This window comes from Devosia sp. Root436, assembly GCF_001426345.1.
Taxonomy (GTDB): domain Bacteria; phylum Pseudomonadota; class Alphaproteobacteria; order Rhizobiales; family Devosiaceae; genus Devosia.
The window spans coordinates 143,413-163,305 of record NZ_LMEM01000010.1 but is presented as its reverse complement, the minus strand read 5'-3'; the positions used below and the strand labels follow the sequence as shown (position 1 = coordinate 163,305).

Below are 19,893 nucleotides of genomic sequence, written 5' to 3'. Positions count from 1 at the left end.
GCATGGGATGACGCAGGACCCCTCACCCGGTTCTTCCCGCTGAACGCGGAAGAACCACCCTCTCCCTCAAGGGGAGAGGGATAGAGGTGGCCTTACCGAGAGGACCAGCATGGACGTGCCGACCGAACCCAATGAAACCGCCGTCCGGGCGCGGGCCGATCTGTTGACATCAATCGTGCTGGTGGCGCTGGGCCTCACCATTTTCTACCTGTCCTGGACCATGCCGCGTCTCGAGGCGCGGCATATTCATCCCGCCACCATTCCGGGGCTGGTGCCGCTGATCCTGTCGGTGGCGCTGACCTTGTGCGGCACCCTGCTGGCCTGGCGCTCCTGGCATATCGAGGCCGAGGGCGGCTGGCGGGGGCTCGCTGCGGTCTTCACCACACGGCAGGCCATGCGCGTGCTGGTTATCCTGGGCCTGGCGCTGGTGCATACGCTGATCCTGGTGGGCTGGCTGCCCTTCTGGGCCGCGGCCATGCTGTTCATCTTCGCCTTCATCATGATTTTCGAAATCTGGATGGCCGATGGGCCCGTCAGTCCGCTGTCGTCGCTGGCCTGGGCCATCGCCATTGCCGTGCTGGGCGGCGGGGGCATCTACCTGGTCTTCGAACGCATCTTCCTCGTCCGCCTGCCCTAAGGAGCAAGCCATGTTCGACGGACTGCTCCTTCTCGGCCAGGGCATCGGCCACTTCCTCACCCCGGCCGCCTTGTTCAACGTCGTCTGGGCCACCCTGCTCGGCGTGGTCATCGGCATCCTGCCGGGGCTGACCGCCACCATGGGCGTGGCCCTGCTGGTCACGCTCACCTACAAGATGGCGCCCGACCAGGCGATCCTGACGCTGATGTGTGTCTATCTGGGCGCCATCTATGGCGGCAGCCGCACCGCCATCCTGCTCAATATTCCCGGCACGCCCGCCAATGCGGCGGCAACGCTCGACGGGCATCCGCTGGCCCAGCAGGGCCGGGCGGGGCTCGCCATGGGGCTGGCCACCACCTCGTCCACCCTGGGCACGCTGGTCGGCATTTTCTTTCTGGCCATCATCGCGCCATTCCTGGCCGAAGCGGCGCTGAAATTCGGCTCCTACGAATTCTTCTGGCTGGCTTTGTTCGGCGTGGTGATCTCGGGCCAGATGACCGGCAGCGATACCCCGCTCAAGGGCTATATTGCCGGCATTCTGGGCCTGCTCGTCGCCATGGTGGGCATGGAGACCTTGCATGCCCATCAGCGCTTCACCTTCGGCATTCCTGCTTTGGGCGGCGGCATCGACCTGATCCCGGCCATGGTGGGCGCGTTCGGTCTCTCCGAAATCCTCTCGGCCATGAAGCGCAACGCGGTGGCGCATGTCGCCTCGGTCAATGACCGGGTGGTGCCGACCTTCCGCGAAATCTTCCAGTATTGGAGGACCATCCTGCGCTCGGGCATTATCGGCACCTTCATCGGCATCATTCCCGGCGTGGGCGAGGATGTCGGCTCCTGGACCTCCTATGCCGCGGCCAAGCGGGCATCCAAGCATCCCGAGGAATTCGGCAAGGGCAGCCAGGAAGGGCTGATCGCGGCGGAAACCGGCGACAATGCGGTGGTCTCGGCGGCGATGATCCCGACGCTGACGCTGGCTCTGCCCGGCTCGGCGGCGGCGGCGGTGCTGATCGCGGCCATGTATATCCACGGCATAAGGCCGGGCCCGATGATCATGGTGGAGAACCCCACCTTCCTCTACCAGGTCGTGGCCATGCTGCTGCTGGCGACCCTGGCCAACCTGGTGTTCGGGCTGTCGCTGACCAAGCTGTTCATCCAGGTGCTGCGGGTGCCGCGGCAACGGCTGATGGCGGTGATCTATATTCTCTGCGTGGTCGGCAGTTTCGCCATCACCCAGCGCATGTTCGACGTCTATGTCATGCTGGCTTTCGGCGTCGTCGGCTTCATCCTGCGCGAGATGAAATATCCCATGGCGCCACTGGTGCTGGGGATCGTGCTGGGCGACCTGCTCGATCTCAACCTGCGGCGCGGATTGCTGTTGACCAATGGCGATCCCAGCCCGTTCTTTACCCGTCCGATCAGTGCTGTTATCTGCCTCATCATCGTCTTCACCATCCTGATGTCCATTCCGGCGGTATCCAAGCGTGTCAGATCCCTCTTCACCCGCGGCAGCCCCGCCCCAGCCGAAAGCTGAGGCGGCTCCGGCCAAGCGGGCGCGCAATTCGATCCGGACCAAGGCGGCGATCCTGGTCGCCGGCCGCGCCGAATTCGCCGAACGCGGCTTCGAGGGCGCGCGGGTGGATGCCATCGCGGCGCTGGCAGGGGCCAATAAACGGCTGCTCTACCACTATTTCGGCAACAAGGAAGACCTCTACCGGGCGGTTTTGCTCGATGCCTATCAGGAGATCAGGCGCGGCGAGCGGGCGCTGTCGCTCGACCAATACGGCCCGGTCGATGCCATGGACCGGCTGGTGCGCTTCACCTTCCGCCACTTCCTCGCCAATCCGTGGTTTCCGCGGCTGCTCGGCACCGAGAACATCGAAAATGCCCGGTTCCTCAAGACCCTGCCCGATATCCAGGCCTTGCATTCCCCGCTGGTGGGGCAAATCCGCACCATCGTCGAGCGCGGGGCGGAGCTGAAGATTTTCCGCCGCGACGTCGATCCGGTGCAGCTCTATATTTCCATCGCTGCCCTGGGCTTTTTCTACGTGTCCAACATGGCGACGCTGTCGGTGATCTTTGCGCGGGATTTGTCCGGCATCGACATGGTGCAGGAGCGCGAGGCGCAGGCGGTGCAGATGGTGCTGGACTACCTCTTCTCCCCTTGAGGGAGAAGGTGCCCGAAGGGCGGATGAGGGGTCACGAGTTATCCATCCGCATTGAAGCATGGGCGAGCGCAGCACCCCTCACCCGATTTTTCCGGCTGAACGCCGCAAAAATCCCCCTCTCCCTCAAGGGGCGGGGAAGAAGACCTATCCCAGCGGCGGCAGCACCGCGCTGGCCTTTTCCTTCAAGCGTTCGATCAGTTCCACCACGCGGGGCTCTTCGGCGCGCTCCTGCAGGACGTAGATGCCGATCAGGCTCTGCCGTGTCGGTTCAGTGATGCTGATGCGCCGCAGCCCGCGGCGGATGAATTCGTCTTCCATCACTTCGGTATGGCCGATCACCGCATCGGTGCGCTCGACATAATCGAGGCAGGCGGCCAGCGAATTGGAGGCGAAGACATATTTGCCCTGGTCGAACGGGGCGCTGCCGCCGGTGGTGCGGCTCCAGGCCTCGAAGAAGCGCTGATGGCGAATCTCGGGCAAGGAACTGGTCACGGCGGGATAGGCTTCCACTTCGGCAATGGAGCGCGGGCGGCTGAGCAGCGGATGGCCTTCATGCACGAAATAGCCCTGGCCGACCCGCGTCAGCGGGATCAGCCGGGCCCCGGTGCTGCGGCTCAGCCCTTCGATTTCATGGGCGACGAACAGCGATATGTCGCCACTCAGCAACTGGTCCATGCAGCGCAGCTGGTTGCCCAGGCTCACATGGATGCGCGCATTGGGATAGCTCGCGGAATAGTCGAGCACCATGTCGCGGATGAACAAGGTCCACCACGAATAGCCCGAGCCGATGCGCAAGCCCTGCTCGGTGCGGCCGCGCTGGTGAGCAATGGCATTGAGCGTATTGTCGTAGAGCCGGCGCATCAGCCGCCCGTTCTGGTAGAGCGTCTCGCCATATTCGGTCAGCTCCACCCCGCGCGGCGTGCGGATCAGCAGCGGCACGCCCAGATTTTCCTCGAGCTTGCGCATGTTGAAGGTCAGCGTCGGCTGGGTGACGAACAAAGCCGTCGCCGCGGCGCTGATCGTGCCGGCCTCGGCCACGGCGAGGAACTGGTTGAGCAGCTTGTCCATGGCGTGTCCCTAAGACATAGAAGAAATCTATATCGGACAGGATATTTCGTATTTTTCTTTTGGTCGAGACTGCGCCAGTCTAGGACCAGCAAGACAAAAACCGGCCGCCGGACGGCCAGGGGAGAGCGGCGCGTCCCGGCTGTGGGGGCGGCCTGAAACAGCGGGAATCCGGGGCGATCTGCCTCTGCGGGACACTTCCCCGATCGGGGAATTCACCAGCTTTCCGCATCTTCCATACAAGTGATTGCCTTGCCGCAAAAGTGTGTGCTATGTCGTAACCAGTCGGTTATTTGTGCAATTTGCGTAGGGAGATTCCGGGCAAAAAGCACGACCCGCGGCTTCGGTGACCATTGCCGATACCGTAACAGACGAAGTAACCGATTGGTGATTTAGCAGCGGGGAGGCTGCGGATCGCTTCCGTTCCGGACATCGGAACGATCACAGTTTCATGGGAGGAAAACCTGATGACTACTCGTATCGATCGCCGCCAGTTCCTGATGGGCACGTCTGCGCTCGTCGCTGCTGGCGCTGCTGGCGTGATGCCGGCCTGGGCCCAGGGCGCCGACCTGCGGCTGATCTTCTGGGGCGGCCAGGCCCGCGCCGATCGCACCTATGGCGTGACCGACCTTTACACCGCCGCCAATGGCGGGGCCGTCGAGGGCGAATTCCTCGCCTGGAACGACTACTGGCCCAAGCTGGCCACCCAGACGGCCGGCGGCAATGCCCCCGACATCATCCAGATGGACTACCGCTATATCGTCGAATACGCCAAGCGCAACGCCATCGCGCCGCTCGATGAATTCGTCGGCGGCGTGCTCAAGCTCGACGACTTCGACGCCGACCAGCTCGAAGGCGGCAAGGTCGACGGCAAGCTCTACGGCATTTCGCTGGGCGCCAACTCGGTGGCGACCCTGGTCAATACCACTGCCTTCGAAGAAGCCGGCGTCGAAGCCCCGACCAATGCCTGGACCTATGACGACCTGATGACCATGGGCGAGGCCTTCAACTCGGCCAATATCCGTGGCGGCATGAAGGCCATCTCGGACTCGTCCTACAACGAGCCCTCGCTCGACAACTGGCTGCGCCAGCGCGGCAAGGCGCTCTATACCGCCGACGGCAAGCTCGGCTTCGAAGAGCAGGACGCCGTGGAATGGTACCAGCTCTGGGCCAAGCTGCGCGAAGCGGGCGTCTGCGTCTCCCCCGACGACCAGGCGCTCGATACCGGCCCGCTGGAATCGACCATGCTGGTCCAGGGCAAGGCCGCGCTCATGCCGTCCAACTCCAACCAGCTCGTCGGCTACCAGGCCCTGGTGCAGGACAAGCTCAACATGGTCGGCTACCCCCGCATCGCCGCGGGCGTCGGCGGCGGTCACTATCGCAAGCCCTCGATGTTCTTCTCGGTCGGCGGCTCGTCCGCCAACAAGGAAGCGGCCACCAATTTTGTCAGCTACTTCGTCAACGACGTGGAAGCCGGCAAGATCCTGGGCGTGGAACGCGGTATTCCCTGCTCCGCCGCGGTTCGCGACGCCGTGTCGCCGACCCTGGACGAGGCCAACCAGATTGCGCTGAACTTCGTGGCCAACCTGGGCGACCTGCTTGGCCCGCTGCCCCCGCCGCCGCCGGCCGCTGCCGGTGAAGTCGATCTCTCCCTGATCCGTACGCTGGGCCAGGAAGTGGGCTTCGGCGCCAAGACTCCGGAACAGGCCGGCAAGGACCTGGTTACCGGCGCTGCCGAAATCCTCAGCCGAGCATAAGACATGACCGCGCGCTCCCTGGAATCGGGCGCTCCCGCAAGGGAGCGCGCGGCCTCACCCTCGCTCTGGGCTCGTATCTGGCAGAACGATGCCCCGGGCTATCTCTTCCTGCTGCCCTGGCTGATCGGCTTTTTCGGCCTCACCATCGGGCCGATCATCTCCTCGCTCTATCTCAGCTTCACCGACTTCGACCTGCTGACCGACCCCAACTGGGTGGGCGCCAGCAACTATGTCCGCATGTTTACCAACGACCCCAAATTCCTGGCGTCGATGCGCGTGACCATGGTGTTCGTCATCTTCTCGGTGCCGCTCAAGCTTGCCTTCGCGCTGGCCGTTGCCATGCTGCTCAACCGCGGCATGCGGGGCCTGCCGCTCTACCGGGCGCTGTTCTACCTGCCCAGCCTGCTCGGCGCGTCGGTGGCCATCGCCATCCTGTGGCGCCAGATCTTCGCCCGCGAGGGTCTGGTCAACGATTTCCTCTCCATCTTCGGCATTGTGGGCCCGAGCTGGATTTCGACGCCGCAATATTCGCTGTGGACCATCATCATCCTGGCGGTGTGGCAGTTCGGCTCGCCCATGATCATCTTCCTGGCCGGCCTGCGCCAGATTCCGCAGGACATGTATGAGGCGGCCAGCCTCGACGGCGCCAGCAAGTGGCGGCAATTCGTCAAGATCACGCTGCCGCTGCTGACTCCGGTGGTGTTCTTCAACGCCATCATCCAGACCATCGAGGCCTTCAAGAGCTTCACGCCGGCCTTCATCATCTCGGGCGGTACCGGCAATCCGATCAATTCGACGCTGTTCTACACGCTCTATCTCTACCAGGAGGCCTTCGGCTTCTTCCGCATGGGCTATGCCTCGGCGCTGGCCTGGGTACTGCTGGCGCTGGTGGGGCTGTTCACGGCCTTCTCCTTCCTCACGTCCAAATACTGGGTGCACTACGATGACTGATGCCCCCGCCAAGCTGACCGTGGTCGGCGCCAACCGGCTCACCCCGACGCAGCGCCGGATCGTCTCCGTGCTGATGCATGCTGCGCTGCTGACGGTGTCGGTGTTCATGCTCTATCCGCTGCTGTGGATGCTGGCGGCCTCGTTCCGGCCGGAAAACGAGATCTTCACCTCGGCCAGCATCATTCCTTCCGAATGGAGCCTGGACGCCTATGTGCGCGGCTGGAACGGATTGCGCACCGGCTTCGGCACCTTCTTCACCAACAGCTTCATCGTCTCGATCCTGTCGGTCTGCGGCAACGTGCTGGCCTGCTCGATGGCGGCCTTTGCCTTTGCCCGGCTGAACTTCAGGTTCAGGAGCTTCTGGTTCGCCATGATGCTGATGACGCTGATGCTGCCCTACCAGGTGACGCTGATCCCGCAATATGTGCTGTTCCGCCAGCTCGGCTGGGTGAACACGTTCCTGCCCCTGGTCGTGCCGAAATTCCTCGCTGCCGACGGCTTCTTCATCTTCCTCATGGTGCAGTTCTTCCGCGGCCTGCCCAAGGAGCTGGACGAGGCGGCGCAGATGGATGGCTGCTCCCCCTGGCGCATCTACTGGAAGATCATCATGCCGCTTTCCATGCCGGTGCTGGCCACGGCGGCGATCTTCACCTTCATCTGGACCTGGGACGACTTCTTCGGCCCGCTGATCTATCTCAGCGAGATGAAGTCCTACACGGTGATGCTGGGCCTGCGCACGTTCACCGACAGCACGGGCGAGAGCGATTATGGCGGGCTCTTCGCCATGAGCGTGCTGAGCCTCGTGCCGATCTTCCTGTTCTTCCTGTTCTTCCAGCGGCTGCTGATCGAAGGCATCGCCACGACGGGGATGAAGCGGTGAGTGACACCCTTTCTGATCGCCTCTCCCCTGAAGGGAGAGGTCGACCCGCAGGGTCGGGTGAGGGGTTCACACTCTCGGCTCGAGCGGAGGCGGCTTCACCCCTCACCCCAGCTCTGCCAGGTCGCTGCGCTCCCGGCGCCGCTACCCTCTCCCCTGAGGGGCGAGGGGGTCGCCCGGCGCCCGTTGATCCATCCAGTTTCCACCAAGGCCTCTTTCTATGACCGATATCAAATTTGCCGCCATCGGCATCAACCACAGCCATATCTACGGCCAGGTCGACTGCCTCAAGGATGCCGGCGCCCAGTTCGTCGCCTTTCATGCCGTCGAGGACGATCTCGCGGCGGCCTTCGGGGCGAAATATCCCGAGGCCAGGCGTGTCGGCGATGCCAGGGCCATCCTGGAGGATGCCTCCATTGCCGTGGTGCTGACCTCGGCCATCCCGGCCGATCGCGCCGCGATCTCGCTCGCCGCCATGCGGCACGGCAAGGACGTGCTGACCGACAAGCCGGGCATGACCACCTTCGCCCAGCTCGACGAACTCAGGCGCGTGCAGCAGGAAACGGGCCGCATCTACTCGGTGCTCTATTCCGAGCATTTCGAGGTGCGGGCGACGGTGGAGGCCGGCAACCTGATTGCCCAGGGCGCCATTGGCAAGGTGGTCAATACGGTGGGCCTGGGGCCCCATGCCATCCGCAACAACCAGCGGCCGGAGTGGTTCTTCGACCGCCAGCGTTATGGCGGCATTCTCTGCGATATCGCCAGCCACCAGTTCGAGCAGTATCTGTTCTTTTCCAACGCCATGGATGCCGAAGTGGTCTCGGCCAGCGTCGCCAATCGCGGCAATCCGGACCGGCCGGGCCTGCAGGATGTGGGCGACGTGCATCTGCGGACCGCCGATACATCGGGCTATATCCGCGTCGACTGGTTCACGCCGTCGGGACTGCCGACCTGGGGCGACGGGCGCCTGACCATCCTGGGCACCGAGGGCTATATCGAGCTGCGCAAATATATCGACATTGCCGGAAGGCCCGGCGAAAACCACCTTTTCATCGTCAACCATGAAGGCCCGCGTCACATCGACTGCTCCAGGGTCGAACGGCCCTTCGGCAGGCAGTTCCTGGACGATGTGCGCAACCGCACCGAGACGGCCATGCCGCAGGAGCGGTGCTTCAACGCCATGAAGCTGGCGCTGACGGCCCAAACATTGGCGGAACGCGGCACGGAGTGGGCGCAATGAGTTCGATTTTCAACGTCGCCGTCGTCGGTTGCGGCATCGGCCGCAGCCATATCGTGGAGGGCTACCTGCCCAATGCCGACAAGTTCAAGGTCAAGGCGCTCTGCGACCTCAATGTCGAGCGCATGACCCCGGTGGCCGACGAATTCGGCGTCGAACGCCGCGTCACCAGCTTCGAGGACGTTCTGGGCATGGAGGATATCGACGTGGTCGATATCTGCACCCCGCCGGGGCTGCATTTCTCCATGGTCATGGCGGCGCTCAAGGCCGGCAAGCATGTCATCTGCGAAAAGCCGCTGGTGGGTTCGCTCGCCCAGGTCGACGCGGTGATGGAAGAGGAAAAGCGGAGCCGCGGCATGCTGATGCCGGTGTTCCAGTATCGCTTCGGCAACGGCATCGAGCAGGCCAAGGCCATCATCGATGCCGGCATTGCCGGAAAGCCCTTCATGGGGACGGTGGAAACGCTGTGGCGGCGCGATGCGCCCTATTATGCCGTGCCCTGGCGCGGCAAGTGGGCCACCGAGCTGGGCGGCGTGCTGATGGGCCATGCCATCCACCCGCATGACCTGTTCACCTATCTCATGGGCGATATCGAGCGTGTGTTCGGCAGGGTCGCCACCCGCGTCAATCCGATCGAGGTGGAGGACACCATCTCGGCCTCGTTGCTGATGAAGAATGGCGCACTGGCCAGCCTCACGGCGACGCTGGGTTCGGCCGACGATACGACGCGCATTCGCCTAGCTTTCGAGAATGTCACCTTCGAAAGCGACCATGCGGCATATAATCCGGGCGAAAAGCCCTGGAAAATCCAGGCGCGCAATCCTGAAACGGCGGCCAGGATCGATGCGCTGCTCAAGGACTGGAGCCACGTACCATCGCGCTTCCAGACGCAGATGGCCCGCTTCCACGATGCACTCACGGGCGTCGGCCCGCTGCCGGTCACATCGGCGGATTCGCGCCGGTCGCTCGAACTGGTCACCGCCTTCTATCATTCGTCGGCAACCAACGAGGATGTCGTCCTGCCCATCGGCCCCGGCCATCCGCTCTACGAAAGCTGGGTTCCGGCCCAGTTCCGGGCGGCTTAGGAGAGTTCCATGTCGACACCCATCCAGATCCGGCAACTCGTCAAGGCCTATGGCGATATCGAAGTGATCCACGGCATCGATCTCGATATCGATCCGGGTGAGTTCACCGTCTTCGTCGGCCCCTCCGGCTGCGGCAAGTCCACCTTGCTGCGCATGATTGCCGGGCTTGAGCCGATTACCGGGGGAGACCTGCTGATCGATGGCGAGCGCATGAACGACGTGCCGGCGGCGCGGCGCGGCATTGCCATGGTGTTCCAGAGCTACGCGCTCTACCCGCATATGAATGTCTACCAGAACCTGGCCTTTGGGCTGGAAACGGCCAGGACGCCCAAAGCCGAGATCAAGGAGCGGGTGCAGCGCGCCGCGGAAATCCTGCAGATCGTGCCGCTGCTGCAGCGCAAGCCCAAGCAGCTCTCGGGCGGCCAGCGCCAGCGCGTCGCCATCGGCCGGGCCATCGTGCGCGAGCCGCGGATATTCCTGTTCGACGAGCCGCTCTCCAATCTCGACGCGGAACTGCGGGTGCAGATGCGCGTCGAGATCGCCAAGCTGCATAACGACCTCGGCAATACGATGATCTACGTCACCCACGACCAGGTGGAAGCCATGACCATGGCCGACAAGATCGTGGTCTTGCGCTCCGGCGTCATCGAGCAGGCCGGGGCGCCGCTCGAGCTTTACAACAATCCCAAGAACCTGTTCGTCGCCGGCTTCATCGGCTCGCCCAAGATGAACTTCCTCGCCGCCAGCGCCGATGGCGCCGCAATCAATGTCGCGGGCAACACCATCGACGTCAAACGCATGGTGACGGGCGCCACGACCATGGGCGTCCGCCCCGAACACATCACCCTGGCCGAGGGTAGCGGCATCAAGCTGGCCGATATACGGGTCGACCTGGTGGAAAATCTCGGCGGCCAGACCGTGGTCTATGCCACCACCGCCGACGGCCAGCCGATCAACATCGTGCTCGAAGGCCAGCGGCCGGTGGAACTGGGGTCCACCGTCGCCGCCCATATCGACCCGGCTCGCATCCACCTGTTCAACGCCGAAGGCAATGTGATCCAGGGGTAAGCGCCGCGGGAGCCTGTCGGCCCCCGCGCTCCCGCTCGATCATCACGGCCAGCCCCTCCAGGATCCGTTCCAGGCCGAAATCGAAGGCGCCGTCCGGGTCGCCCAGGCCGTAGAGTTCGCCGACCACCGGGCCGATGTGCCGCGACGGGGTAGGGAGTATGGCCCCGGCAAGCATGACGGGAACCTGTTCTACCCCGTCAGCCACATCGCCCGCTTGACTCATTCATACCTCCATGGCTATACATAAATTCATAGCCGACGAGGTATGAATTGTCTCAGCCATCGACTGCCCAGGATGTGATCTTCCGCACGCTTGCCGATCCGACGCGGCGCGCCTTGTTCGAGCGGCTGTGCCGGGAAGGCGAGGTTACGGTGGGGGCGCTGACGGCCCAGGCCGGGGTTTCCCAGCCGGTGGTGTCGCGGCATCTGGGCGTGCTCAAGCAGGCCGGGCTGGTGCGTGATCGCCATGCCGGCCGGCAGACCCATTACCGCGCCCTGCCAGGTGCGCTGGCGCCGCTGGTCGATTGGACCAGCGAAATGGCCGGCTTCTGGGAGGGCCGGTTCGACGACCTCGAAAATTTGCTCACAAGGATGGACCAATGACCGAAACGCCGCCCATCCGCACCGTCGTCATCGAACGCGAGGTCGCCTTTCCGCCCGAGAAGATCTGGCGGGCGCTGACCCAACCGCACCTGATCGAGGAGTGGCTGATGAAATCCGATTTCAAGCCGGTCAAGGGTCAGAAATTCACCTTCCGCAACCAGCCCAGGCCCGAGGTGAATGTGGTGGTGGATTGCGAAGTGCTCGATGTCGAGCCCAACAGGACGCTGTCCTATAGCTGGGAGGCTTTCGGGCTCGAAAGCGTCGTGACTTTCACCCTGGAGCCGACACCGGCCGGGACCGTTATCCGCATGGAGCAGACCGGCTTCCGGCCGGATCAGGACTTGGCCTTCAAGGGTGCGCGGGCCTCCTGGAAGCAGTTCATTGCCGCATTGGAGAAAGTCGTGGCCGACCTCGATTGAGGGTCAGCGCCCACATTCGTAACAAGGAGTATGACCATGAAGATCAAGGTAACGACCATCTATGTCGATGACCAGGACAAGGCGCTGGCCTTCTATACCGGCACGCTGGGCTTCACCAAGAAGAACGACTTCGGCAATGGCGGCTATCGCTGGCTGACCGTCGTTCCGGCCGAAGATCCCGAGGGTGTCGAGCTGCAGCTGGCCTCCAATGCCAATCCGGCGGGCAAGGCTTTCCAGCAGGCGACCTTCGAGCAGGGCCAGCCGGCCATCCAGTTCTTCACCGATGACGTCAGGGCCGATTGCGCCGCCATCAAGGCCAAGGGCGGGACGCTGCGGATGGAGCCGACCGACGTCACCGCCTCGACCATTGCCCAGCTCGACGATGGTTGCGGCAATATCATCCAGCTCACCCAGCTGAACTGGTAGGAGATCCTGCCATGGCAACGCGCAAGACCGCCAGCCAGTCCTTCTCCGCCGAAGAAATCGAGGCGATGAAGGACAAGGTCGCCGAGGAAAAGGCCGAAAAGGCCGCCCGCCGCAAGGGTGGCAGGAAACTCGACGGCGAAGCCGACCTGCTCGCCAAGGTCGCCGAGATGGAAGGGCTGGACAAGGAGCTGGCCGAGGGCCTGCATGCCCTGGTCAAGGCGCATGCGCCGAGCCTTGCGCCCAGGACCTGGTATGGCATGCCGGCCTGGGCCGGGGAGGACGGCAAGGCGGTGTGCTTTTTCACCCCCGCCGTCAAGTTCAAGGAGCGCTACGCCTCGCTGGGCTTCAACACTGGCGCAAAACTCGACGACGGCAATATGTGGCCGACCTCGTTTGCCCTGCTCAAGCTCGGCCCCGCCGAGAAGAAGGCCATCGGCGCCTTGCTGGAAAAGGCTGTCGGCTGACGCCGAAAAATCGGCCACACTGTCGAAATCGGGCCTGCTGACGCGTCATGTCAGCAGGCCTGGTGTTGATCAGGACTGCAGTGCCATGACCTCGTCCCTCGACAGGCCCAGGATGAGGTCTGCCGAGATTTCCGAACGGACCTCATGGTGAGCCTGTCGAACCACGAGGCCCCGGCCCAACAGAAGGACTGCCCGTGACCACCCCCGATTACGGCTCGATCATTATTCGCGGTGCCCGCGAGAACAATCTCAAGAATGTCTCGCTCGATATTCCCAAGCGAAAGATCAGCGTCTTCACCGGGGTTTCGGGCTCGGGCAAGTCGTCGCTGGTCTTTGGCACCATCGCGGCGGAAAGCCAGCGGCTGATCAACGAGACCTATCCCAGCTTCGTGCAGCAATTCATGCCGCGCTATGGCCAGCCCGATGCCGACCAGTTGGAAAACATCTCGGCCGCCATCATCGTCGACCAGCAAAGGCTGGGCGGCAATTCGCGCTCGACCGTCGCCACGGTGACCGATGCGGCGCAGATGCTGCGCGTGCTGTTCTCGCGGCTGGCCGAGCCGAAACTGGGGCCGCCCAGCCTTTATTCCTACAACGACCCGCGCGGCATGTGCCCGGACTGCGAGGGGATCGGGCAGGTGGCGGCCATGGACATGGCGGCGGTCATCGACGAGTCCAAGTCGCTCAACCAGGGCGCCCTGCTGCCCAAGGATTTTGCGGTCGATACCTGGTATTGGGAAATCTACAAGAATTCCGGCCTGTTCGACATGGACAAGCCGATCGGCAAATATTCGGCCGAGGAGCGGGAAAACCTGCTCAATCTCGATGATGGCCGCAAGATCAAGGTCGGCAAGATCGGGCTGACCTATGAAGGCGTGGTCGCCAAGCTCAAGAAGGGGCTGGGCTCCAAGGATCCCGAAAGCCTGCAGCCCCATGTGCTGCGCGAATACGAGAAGATTTTCACCCGCGCCACCTGCCCCGCCTGCCACGGCACCCGCCTCAACCAGGCGGCTTTGGGCAGCAGGGTCAACGGCAGGAACATTGCCGAGCTTTCGGCCATGCAGGTGAGCGAATTGGCCATCTTCGTCCGCGGCATCGAGGCGCCGCAGGTCGGGCCGATGCTCGAAGCGCTGGCGCAACGGCTGGAAAACCTCGTGACCATCGGGCTGGGCTATCTCAGCCTTGACCGCGAAAGCTCGACGCTTTCAGGCGGCGAAAGCCAGCGCGTCAAGATGGTGCGCCATCTCGGCAGCTCGCTGACCGATATCACCTATGTCTTCGACGAGCCTTCGGTGGGGCTGCATCCCCACGATGTGGGGCGCCTTGCCGGGCTGATGCAGCAGCTGCGCGACAAGGGCAATACGGTGCTTGTCGTCGAGCACAAGCCCGACATGATCGCCATTGCCGACCATGTGGTGGATATGGGGCCGTTTGCCGGCAGCAAGGGCGGCGAGGTGGTCTATGAGGGCGACTATGCGGGCCTGCTGACCTCGGGCACGCTGACCGGCAACCACATCAGGAAGCACCAGCCGATCAAGGACAAGCCTCGTAAACCCGATGGCGCGCTCAGGATCGAGCATGCCAGGCTGAACAATCTCAGGGATGTCTCGGTGTCCATCCCCCGCGGCGTGCTGACGGCGATTTCGGGCGTGGCCGGCTCGGGCAAGTCGAGCCTGATCCAGGGCTGCCTGCCCAAGGCCTATCCCGACACCATCATCATCGACCAGAACCTGGCGCGCGGCTCGCGCCGCTCCAATACCGCGACCTATACCGGCATTCTCGACAATGTGCGCAAGGCCTTCGCCAAGGAGAATGGCGTCGACGCGGCTTTGTTCTCGGCCAATTCCAAGGGCGCCTGCCCCGACTGCAACGGGCTGGGCGTCATCTATACCGACCTCGCTCACCTTGATCCGATGATCACCACCTGCGAGACCTGCGAGGGCAAGCGCTTCCTGCCCGAAGTGCTGGAGCATCACCTGCGCGGCAAATCGATCAGCGATGTCTATTTGATGAGCATTTCGGACGCGGTGGACTTCTTCACCGAGCCGGCCATTGCCAAGATATTGAAGAGTCTGGACGATGTGGGGCTGGGCTACCTGACGCTGGGCCAGCCGCTCTCGACCCTGTCGGGCGGCGAACGCCAGCGGCTCAAGCTGGCCGCCGAGCTGGGCAAGAAGGGCAATATCTACGTGCTCGACGAACCCACGACGGGCCTGCATATGAACGATGTCGATACGCTGATCGGGCTGTTCGACCGGCTGGTCGATGCCGGATCGAGCGTGATCGTCATCGAGCATAATCTGGATGTGATCTCGCGGGCCGACTGGGTGATCGACCTGGGGCCGGGGGCGGGCCAGGATGGCGGCACCATCCAGTTCGAGGGCGTGCCGGGGGACCTGGCGCGGGCGAAACATTCGCTGACGGGGCAGCATCTGGCGGCGCGGGGGTAGGGCCGAGCAGTGAGTGGGGTTGCTTCCGCACACACCGAGCCCCTACATCTTCCCCACCATGCCGGACCCATCCCCCACCGCCCGCACCGCGCTCAAGCTCGATATCGTCGTTATCGGCGCCGGGCAGGCGGGGCTCAGTTCCGCCTATCACCTCAAGCAGCTCGGCCTCGTGCCCGGCCGCGATTTCCTCGTGCTGGACCGGGCGCCGCAGCCTGGCGGGGCGTGGCAATATCGCTGGCCGTCGCTGACGCTTTCCACCGTCAATCGCGTGCATGACCTGCCGGGCCTCAGCTTTGCCGACAATGCCGGGGGCGATGACAGCGTCATGGCCTCGGTCGCCGTGCCGCATTATTTCGCCGCTTACGAGGAGCGTTTCGGCCTCGATGTGCTACGCCCCGCCACGGTGAGCGTCGTCTGCGACCGCGGTGGGCGGCTGCGCGTCGAGAGCGATCGGGGCCTGTTCTCGGCGCGGGGCATCATCAATGCGACTGGCACTTGGGAAAAGCCCTATATTCCCGACTATCCGGGGCGCGACAGCTTTGCCGGCCGCCAGCTCCACACCAACCAGTTCCACAGGGCGGAAGACTTTGCCGGCCAGCATGTGCTGGTGGTCGGCGGCGGTATTTCGGCCATTCAGCTGCTCGACCAGATCTCTGCGGTGACGCGGACCAGCTGGGTCACCCGCACGCCGCCGCGTTTCCGCGAAGGCCCCTTCGACCAGGAGGCGGGCCGCGCCGCCGTCAAGCTGGTGGAAGACCGCGTGCGCGCCGGCCTGCCGCCGAACTCGGTGGTTTCGGTGACCGGCCTGCCCATGACGCCGGCCATCGCGGCCATGCGTGCCCGCGGCGTGCTGGAGCGGCAGGAGATGTTTTCCGAGATCACGCCATCGGGCGTGCACTGGGCCGATGGCCGCAGTCTGGATGTCGACGTGATCCTCTGGTGCACCGGCTTCCGTTCGGCGCTCGATCACCTTGCCCCGCTGCAATTGCGGGAAGAGAGCGGCGGCATCACCATGACCGGGCGGCTGGCGACGCAGGTGGCGCGCGACCCGCGCGTGCATCTGGTGGGCTACGGGCCATCGGCCTCGACCATCGGGGCGAACCGGGCCGGTGCGGTCGCGGCGCGGGAATTGACGGAGTTTCTGGGGATTACCCTGCGCTGAGTTGGGGGTGGGTTGGCCGCGATATCGGGGCTATCCTCCGCCAAGATTCGCCTCGAGAGACCAAAACGTGAAAACCTACATCCTCCCCCATACCGGCCGCGCCGTATCCAGCGTCGTCCTCGGCCTGATGCGCATTGCCAAGATGAGCGATGCCGAGATCGCCACCCTGTTCGGCAGCGCCCGCGATGCCGGCATCGATGTGTTCGATCATGCCGATATCTATGGCGGGGAGCGCCATCGCTGCGAGCAGCGCTTCGGCGAGGCGGTGGCCCTCACGCCGGCCCAGCGCGAGCAGATCGTCATCCAGTCCAAGGTGGGCATCCGCAAGGGCTATTTCGATTTCTCCAAAGAGCACATCCTGACCAGTGTCGATGAATCGCTGGCGGCTTTGCGCACCGATTATCTCGACCTGTTGCTGCTGCACCGGCCCGATACGCTGGTGGAGCCCGAAGAGGTGGCCGAAGCCTTCGAGCAACTGGTCGCATCAGGAAAGGTGCGCCATTTCGGCGTTTCCAACCATACGCCGGGCCAGGTGGAATTGCTCAAGACGGCCGTGAAACAGCCGCTGCTGGCCAACCAGGTGCAGCTCTCCATCACCCATGCGCCGCTCTTCGCCCAGGGTGTCGCCGCCAATATGGCCGGGCTCGACCAGTCCATCTCGCGCGACAATGGCCTGCTCGACTATTCGCGGCTGAACAATATGATGCTGCAGGCCTGGTCGCCGTTCCAGAAGGCCTTTTTCGACGGCGTCTTCCTCGGCGACCGCGAGAATTTCGCCGCGCTGAACGACGCCATCGATGCCCTGGCCAGCCAGTATGGCGTGACGCCCACCGGCATCGCCGTGGCCTGGATCACCAGGCACCCGGCCCATATCCAGGTCGTGCTCGGCACCACCAATCCGGGGCGGGTGAGGGATGCGGCGGCGGGTTCGGATGTGGAGCTGACGCGCGAGGAATGGTACCGCCTGTTCCGGGCGGCGGGGCATACCCTACCCTAGGGCCAGGCGGCATAGGAGCCGTCGCGGCTGGCGCGCAGCCGTTGCACCTGCTGGCGATAGCGGCCCGGCGACACGCCCTTGAGCCGGCTGAAGAAGCGATTGAAATAGCCGGCGTCGCGGAAGCCCAGCGCGTCGGCGATTTCGCTCACCTGCAAAGCCGAGCGTTCCAACAGGCTCTCGGCATCCTCCAGCAGGCGCGCATGCACCAGCTCCAGCGGTGACCGTCCGGTGGCGCGGCGGATGGCCGAGGTCAGCCGGTCGGTGGAAATGCCCATGCTGCGCGCATAGTCGGCCACGCGCCACTGCGCCCTGGCATTGAGTTCGACCAGCTGCATGAAATTCTGCACCAGCACGCGCGGCGCGGCCTGCGGTTGCGCCACGACGCCGCCCAGCCGCCAGAAGGCGATGAGCACGAGGCATAGCCGGCTCATGATCGCCTCGCGCATGCCGGGCAAGTCCTCCAGCGTTTCGCGCCTGATATCCTCGAGATCGCGGAGGCTGGCGCGGGCCGCTTCGGCCTCGATGCGCATGCCGAGCAGCGGCCGGTCGATGGCCTGCCGCAAGGGGCCGGCAATCGAGCTGGCCGGCACCACGCGGCCCAGGGCAGCGTCCGACACCGTCATCACCACGCCGCGGGCGCCGGCCTCCAGCCGCACGCTGCCGCTCATGCCGCTGGGCAGCCAGATGACGCAGGGCGCTTCTATGGGGGTGACGCCACTCTCCAGCCGCACCGCGCCGCGGCCCGAGGCCAGCACGAAACCATGGGCACCCAACCGCGCCCGCGCCGCGGAAAACTCCCACTCCGCCGTCGATAGCGAGCCGGCAATATCGTCGACCTCGACATCCTGCACCAGGCCGGGGCCGGGCAGGGGGCGCATGGAAGTTTGGGTCATCGGGGCCCCTAAACGATCAAATGGCTGCAAAAGTACATTTATCTTTCCGTAATGTCCATTTTCGCCCGATCGGGCGCGAGCTACCGTTCGGGCCAAGGAGGGAACCGGACAACAAGACGATCGCCAGGATCGCCGCCGGATCCGCATCTGGGAGCGCCCGCAGCGGGCATGGAGGAGGAAGCTATGACCACATTACGCCGCAGAACCGTCTTGCAGGGCATGGGCGTCAGCGCCCTGGCCACGGCCCTGGCAGGCCTGCCGGTCCTCGCACAGGACCGCACGGCCATCCGCATCGGCTATGCCGTGCCAAAGACCGGCGCCAATGCCGCCGGCGCCGGCATTTCGACCATCCCCAACTACCTGCTCTGGGTGGATGACGTGAACAAGGCCGGCGGCCTGGAACTCAGCAAGCTGGGCGTCACCCTGCCGCTCGAAGTGGTCGAATATGACGATCGCTCGACCACCGAGGAACTGGTGCGCGCCATCGAGCGCCTGGCGACCCAGGACAATGTCGATTTCATCCTGCCGAGCTGGGGCACCGGCCCCAACCTGGCTTCCGGCCCCACTTTCGACCGCTTCGGCTATCCCCAGCTTGCGGCCACCGCCGTCACCGACATGGCGCCCGACCTGGTCCAGCGCTGGAAGCACAGCTTCTGGATGCTCGGCGGCGGGCATGATTACGCCAATGCGCTGGTCGCCCTGCTGGTCAAGCAGCGCGAGGCCGGCGCCATCAACAACAAGGTGGCCATCGCCTCGGTGGCCGACGGCTTCGGCATCGACCTCTCCAAGGCCGCGACGCCCGCTTTTACCGAGGCCGGGTTCGAGCTGGTCTATGACAAGACCTATCCGCTCGGCACCTCCGATTTCGCCCCCATCATCAACGAAGTCTCGGGGCTCGGCGTCGATACATTCGTGGCCTTCTCCTATCCGCCCGACACATTCGCCCTGACCCAGCAGGCCGTCGTCGCCAATTTCAGCCCCAAGGTCTTCTATCTCGGCGTCGGCACCGCCTTCCCGATCTATCCCAATGTGGCCGGTCCCAATCATGACGGCGTCATGGGGGTAGGCGGCATCGATCCGGACAGCGAGGCCCTCGCCGCCTATTTCGAGCGCCACACCGCGCTCAACGGCCAGGCGCCCGACAGCTGGGCCAGCGCCATCACCTATGCCAGCCTCGAAATCCTGCAGCAGGCCATCGAGCGGGTCGGCGATCTCGACCGCGAGGCGGTGGCCAACGAGATTTCGACCGGGGAGTTCGATACCGTCATCGGCAAGGTGAAGCTGGTGGACAACCAGTTGCGCGCGCTGTGGACCGTCGGCCAGTGGCAGGGCGGCAAGTTTGTTGGGTTGGCGCATACGGAACGGGACGGCGCGCGCGACCCGGTGGTGCCGAAGCCTGCTTGGGTTCCTGCGGCCTGAGGGGAGGGAATCGAGTGGAGCGACAGTCACCTCTCCCCTGAGGGGAGAGGTCGACCCGCAGGGTCGGGTGAGGGGTTCAGCGCCGCGTCCGGCACCGTGCCCGTTAGCCGACACTGAACCCCTCACCCCACCCCTCTCCCCTCAGGGAGAGGGAGCCTACGCTCAGTGGGACTGATGGAACCAGTCCCTCCACCTCCCCGCAAGGGGGAGGGAGC

Annotated in this window: 20 protein-coding genes; 17 read left to right on the top strand and 3 right to left on the bottom strand. The window is 64.3% G+C overall.

Translation table 11 applies throughout. From position 1 onward, the window contains the following. Window positions 1–109 precede the first annotated feature (109 nt). The 3 genes from ASD04_RS09630 to ASD04_RS09620 are packed head-to-tail and all read left to right on the top strand — an operon-like array spanning window position 110 to window position 2,805. On the top strand, window positions 110–637 hold the full coding sequence (locus ASD04_RS09630) for a tripartite tricarboxylate transporter TctB family protein (RefSeq protein ID WP_056255787.1): 528 nt from the start codon (window positions 110–112) through the stop codon (window positions 635–637). A 10-nt stretch (window positions 638–647) separates the two neighbouring features. Further along, window positions 648–2,171, top strand: a complete 1,524-nt coding sequence (locus ASD04_RS09625) for a tripartite tricarboxylate transporter permease (protein WP_056255785.1) — start codon at window positions 648–650, stop codon at window positions 2,169–2,171. Next, entirely contained in the window at window positions 2,122–2,805 is a 684-nt protein-coding gene (locus tag ASD04_RS09620; RefSeq protein ID WP_056255783.1) for a TetR/AcrR family transcriptional regulator, read from the top strand. Before ASD04_RS09625 ends, ASD04_RS09620 begins: the two co-directional genes overlap by 50 nt. Window positions 2,806–2,949: 144 nt before the next feature. Here ASD04_RS09620 and ASD04_RS09615 read toward each other — a convergent pair whose 3' ends face one another. Continuing rightward, window positions 2,950–3,873: a LysR family transcriptional regulator gene (locus ASD04_RS09615; protein ID WP_056255781.1), complete on the bottom strand. Its 924-nt coding sequence runs from the start codon at window positions 3,871–3,873 to the stop codon at window positions 2,950–2,952. Between the two features lie 464 nt (window positions 3,874–4,337). Here ASD04_RS09615 and ASD04_RS09610 point away from each other — a divergent pair, with 464 nt between their 5' ends. The 6 genes from ASD04_RS09610 (at window position 4,338) to ugpC (ending at window position 10,845) form a co-directional block, all read left to right on the top strand. After that, complete coding sequence (locus tag ASD04_RS09610) at window positions 4,338–5,627, top strand: extracellular solute-binding protein (RefSeq protein WP_056255779.1); 1,290 nt, start codon at window positions 4,338–4,340, stop codon at window positions 5,625–5,627. A gap of 3 nt (window positions 5,628–5,630) precedes the next feature. After that, window positions 5,631–6,578: a sugar ABC transporter permease gene (locus ASD04_RS09605; protein ID WP_056255778.1), complete on the top strand. Its 948-nt coding sequence runs from the start codon at window positions 5,631–5,633 to the stop codon at window positions 6,576–6,578. Continuing rightward, window positions 6,571–7,458, top strand: a complete 888-nt coding sequence (locus ASD04_RS09600) for a carbohydrate ABC transporter permease (RefSeq protein WP_056255772.1) — start codon at window positions 6,571–6,573, stop codon at window positions 7,456–7,458. Before ASD04_RS09605 ends, ASD04_RS09600 begins: the two co-directional genes overlap by 8 nt. Before the next feature lie 217 nt (window positions 7,459–7,675). Next, window positions 7,676–8,695 carry a Gfo/Idh/MocA family oxidoreductase gene (locus tag ASD04_RS09595; RefSeq protein ID WP_056255769.1) on the top strand — a complete coding sequence of 340 codons (1,020 nt, stop codon included), beginning with the start codon at window positions 7,676–7,678 and terminating at the stop codon, window positions 8,693–8,695. After that, window positions 8,692–9,777 (top strand): Gfo/Idh/MocA family oxidoreductase, encoded by a 1,086-nt coding sequence (locus tag ASD04_RS09590; RefSeq protein ID WP_056255768.1) that lies wholly within the window; start codon window positions 8,692–8,694, stop codon window positions 9,775–9,777. The genes ASD04_RS09595 and ASD04_RS09590 overlap by 4 nt, the downstream gene beginning before the upstream one ends. Before the next feature lie 9 nt (window positions 9,778–9,786). Then, window positions 9,787–10,845: a sn-glycerol-3-phosphate ABC transporter ATP-binding protein UgpC gene (gene ugpC, locus ASD04_RS09585; protein WP_056255766.1), complete on the top strand. Its 1,059-nt coding sequence runs from the start codon at window positions 9,787–9,789 to the stop codon at window positions 10,843–10,845. On the opposite strand, the gene ASD04_RS09580 is transcribed toward ugpC, so the two are convergent. Beyond that, window positions 10,814–11,068, bottom strand: coding sequence for a hypothetical protein (locus tag ASD04_RS09580; RefSeq protein ID WP_056255764.1), 255 nt, complete (start codon window positions 11,066–11,068; stop codon window positions 10,814–10,816). The genes ugpC and ASD04_RS09580 overlap by 32 nt on opposite strands. A 47-nt stretch (window positions 11,069–11,115) precedes the next feature. Here ASD04_RS09580 and ASD04_RS09575 point away from each other — a divergent pair, with 47 nt between their 5' ends. The 7 genes from ASD04_RS09575 to ASD04_RS09545 all read left to right on the top strand — a co-directional run bounded on the left by ASD04_RS09575 (window position 11,116) and on the right by ASD04_RS09545 (window position 17,366). Further along, entirely contained in the window at window positions 11,116–11,448 is a 333-nt protein-coding gene (locus ASD04_RS09575; RefSeq protein WP_056255763.1) for a metalloregulator ArsR/SmtB family transcription factor, read from the top strand. Continuing rightward, complete coding sequence (locus ASD04_RS09570) at window positions 11,445–11,867, top strand: SRPBCC domain-containing protein (protein ID WP_056255761.1); 423 nt, start codon at window positions 11,445–11,447, stop codon at window positions 11,865–11,867. Before ASD04_RS09575 ends, ASD04_RS09570 begins: the two co-directional genes overlap by 4 nt. Window positions 11,868–11,903: 36 nt before the next feature. Next, window positions 11,904–12,293: a VOC family protein gene (locus ASD04_RS09565; protein ID WP_056255759.1), complete on the top strand. Its 390-nt coding sequence runs from the start codon at window positions 11,904–11,906 to the stop codon at window positions 12,291–12,293. An 11-nt stretch (window positions 12,294–12,304) separates the two neighbouring features. Then, entirely contained in the window at window positions 12,305–12,757 is a 453-nt protein-coding gene (locus tag ASD04_RS09560; RefSeq protein ID WP_056255758.1) for a hypothetical protein, read from the top strand. A gap of 194 nt (window positions 12,758–12,951) precedes the next feature. Beyond that, window positions 12,952–15,207, top strand: coding sequence for an excinuclease ABC subunit UvrA (locus ASD04_RS09555; RefSeq protein ID WP_082531124.1), 2,256 nt, complete (start codon window positions 12,952–12,954; stop codon window positions 15,205–15,207). A gap of 13 nt (window positions 15,208–15,220) precedes the next feature. Then, on the top strand, window positions 15,221–16,369 hold the full coding sequence (locus ASD04_RS09550) for an NAD(P)-binding domain-containing protein (RefSeq protein WP_348271017.1): 1,149 nt from the start codon (window positions 15,221–15,223) through the stop codon (window positions 16,367–16,369). A gap of 67 nt (window positions 16,370–16,436) precedes the next feature. Next, entirely contained in the window at window positions 16,437–17,366 is a 930-nt protein-coding gene (locus ASD04_RS09545; RefSeq protein WP_156461191.1) for an aldo/keto reductase, read from the top strand. Here the strand turns inward: ASD04_RS09545 and ASD04_RS09540 are convergent. Beyond that, entirely contained in the window at window positions 17,363–18,259 is an 897-nt protein-coding gene (locus ASD04_RS09540) for an AraC family transcriptional regulator (RefSeq protein ID WP_056255752.1), read from the bottom strand. The genes ASD04_RS09545 and ASD04_RS09540 overlap by 4 nt on opposite strands. Before the next feature lie 183 nt (window positions 18,260–18,442). On the opposite strand from ASD04_RS09540, the gene ASD04_RS09535 reads away from it, so the two are divergent. Further along, window positions 18,443–19,678 carry an amino acid ABC transporter substrate-binding protein gene (locus ASD04_RS09535; RefSeq protein WP_056255750.1) on the top strand — a complete coding sequence of 412 codons (1,236 nt, stop codon included), beginning with the start codon at window positions 18,443–18,445 and terminating at the stop codon, window positions 19,676–19,678. Window positions 19,679–19,893: the final 215 nt, after the last annotated feature.